This is a genomic window from Thalassobacillus sp. C254, from assembly GCF_001310615.1.
In genome coordinates, this window is the sequence record NZ_BAXQ01000068.1 from 1 (window position 1) to 1,224 (window position 1,224).

The 1,224-nt window shown below is 29.7% G+C and carries 3 protein-coding genes; all 3 read right to left on the reverse strand.

What is annotated here, in order from left to right; translation table 11 throughout:
- Positions 1-78: 78 nt before the first annotated feature.
- Positions 79-336, reverse strand: a complete 258-nt coding sequence (locus tag JCM19033_RS21650) for a hypothetical protein (RefSeq protein WP_157050027.1) — start codon at positions 334-336, stop codon at positions 79-81.
- A 122-nt stretch (positions 337-458) separates the two neighbouring features.
- A complete protein-coding gene (locus JCM19033_RS24670; RefSeq protein WP_054637890.1) occupies positions 459-944 on the reverse strand; it encodes a hypothetical protein in 486 nt (161 codons plus the stop codon).
- A partial coding sequence (locus JCM19033_RS24675) for a hypothetical protein (RefSeq protein WP_198153631.1) occupies positions 898-1,224 on the reverse strand: 327 nt, incomplete at its 5' end. The genes JCM19033_RS24675 and JCM19033_RS24670, both read right to left, overlap by 47 nt.

The following is a 1,224-nucleotide window of genomic DNA, read 5'->3' on the forward strand; positions in this document are numbered from 1 at the left end:
CCTTTGCCTGTTAAATTGTGAGTGCCATCATTGAAATCACATTCCAGAGCACCGTTTATATATTCAAACTGTGTTAATTCATTTTCGGTTAATCAATTTGTCTTGATTAGCTACTATAACATTCTCTGAATCAGTAAGTACTACTGAATTAGCATTATGAGTGACAATAATGACTTGTCTTTGTGCACTTTTTTTCTTTATGAATTTAACCAAATCAGTCGAAATTGTTCTATTATCTAAATTATCTTCCGGCTGGTCAATTAGTATAGGATGTTTTTCGTCACTCATATCTAGAAATAATTCCAGAAGTACCAATCCACGTTTTCCTGGAGACATTGCTGATAGTTTGTCCCCATCTTTTTCTAAATCAAAAATAATTTTAGTATTTGTAGGGCTTAATAATTCTGTAATGGCTTTTTGCTTATCATATCCTTTCTTTAACTTCTCTTCGCCTATTTTCAGTACTTCCTCAAAGAGAAATTGAATATTGTCAATAAACCTTCTGTGTTAAATATAAACTCTTCATCATCGTCAAACACTACATGTTCTTCATGATTAGGAAATAATTTACTTAATCGCCCTCGACGTTTAAATTGACTCATAAAAGTCTCATTAAAGCTCTCATTATCAAAGTCTACATATGTAGTCACATTAATATTTTCAAAGTAACTTTTGGAATTGAAATAGTCCTTTATTTGCTTTTTCAAATCAAACAATTCACTGTATAATTGAAGGATATTATCTTTTCTAGTTGCGATTCTCTTTTTTAATTCCTCTTGTTCTCTTTCTAAGTTCTTAATTTTAGTTATATATTTATTTTGCTCTTCTATCTTTTCTCTTAACGAGTTAATTTCTGTAACGCCTTGTAGTTTTTCTAATAAGGGATTTAGGATTTTGTTAATTGAATCTAGCCTTTCTCTGTTCGACGTCTTTGTTCTCATCATATTGTTTTATACTAAGGTCTATTTTAGCTTGAATATCTACAAAAGCAGTACTTATTGTTGAATGTAATTTATCTAACGGCTCTAAATGTACGGTATATTTACTTTTTATGTCTGTTATATTTGAATTTATTAAGCTAAACAACTCAGACAAGTCGCGAGATAACTTTCTATCATTGCTTTCTTCTTGTTTAATTTCTTGAACACGTTTTCCGATTTCTTCCTTTTTCTTTTCATTTTCCTTTATTCTTATTTGATCATTTTCCTCAAAACTAGATGATTG

What these genes read in the sequence shown, in the direction of transcription:
- JCM19033_RS21650 (WP_157050027.1), bottom strand. Translation starts at nt 336, where the DNA reads ATGTCTCCAGGAAAACGTGGATTGGTACTTCTGGAATTATTTCTAGAT.
- JCM19033_RS24670 (WP_054637890.1), bottom strand. Translation starts at nt 944, where the DNA reads ATGATGAGAACAAAGACGTCGAACAGAGAAAGGCTAGATTCAATTAAC.